Here is a 738-nt window from a genome sequence, read left to right on the forward strand (position 1 = left end):
TTTTTCTACCTTATTATACCACTTTTGTTGAGCTTCTAGGTTGATGGACAAGGAAAAAGACTGAACAAAGTTCAGCCCTTTTTAATAATATTTGATGTGATATCTTTATCTGGTCAAATCAAGTCGTTTCCCGATTTTTCCGATAAGAATAGCACCAACAATCAAGGAAGCAAATTCTCCGATAGCAGTTGTAAACCAAGTTAAGAAGAAAGGTGCTTCTGCTACGATGTTCAATTCAGCAGCAATGGTGATCATTGAAATCGAAAAAAGAATTGAAAAGAAGAAATGATCTTTACGAATCAATCCATTAAAAAGATAGTCTTTTTTATATTTGCTAAACAACCATACGCCTAAACTTAGGAAGACAAGCGTAGAGACTCCACCAACTGCGACATCGATGATTCCAAAACTGAAGAAATTAGCAATCATACAGCCAAGAGTAACACCGATAATGTACTTAGGATTGTAAAAGGCAAGGAAATTCATCATTTCAGAAATACGGAACTGATAAGCACCGTAACTGATAGCATTAAGGGGTGGTGTGATTGTCAAAACCACATAAATTGCTGCGACAATGGCAATATCTGCCATATCACGAATAGTTAGTTTTTTCATGTTTTCTCCTTTAGCGAGTAACCCGCGTAAAATATGCTTGGTGAAAGAAGCTAAGCACCAAGGGTTGAACAAGTCAACCTTTCAAGTATAGCACATTTATGCCCTTTATGCTATACTATTTTT

The 738-nt window shown here is 36.0% G+C and carries 1 protein-coding gene and 1 riboswitch; the gene reads right to left on the reverse strand.

The annotated features are described in order from the left end of the window. Positions 1 to 105: 105 nt before the first annotated feature. Complete coding sequence (locus HMPREF2837_RS07785; RefSeq protein WP_049549491.1) at positions 106 to 615, reverse strand: QueT transporter family protein; 510 nt, start codon at positions 613 to 615, stop codon at positions 106 to 108. Then, positions 613 to 710, reverse strand: a riboswitch (PreQ1 riboswitch). It overlaps the preceding gene by 3 nt. Between the last annotated feature and the right edge of the window lie 28 nt (positions 711 to 738).

It is taken from the genome of Streptococcus sp. HMSC071D03 (genome assembly GCF_001812125.1).
GTDB lineage: Bacteria > Bacillota > Bacilli > Lactobacillales > Streptococcaceae > Streptococcus > Streptococcus pseudopneumoniae_N.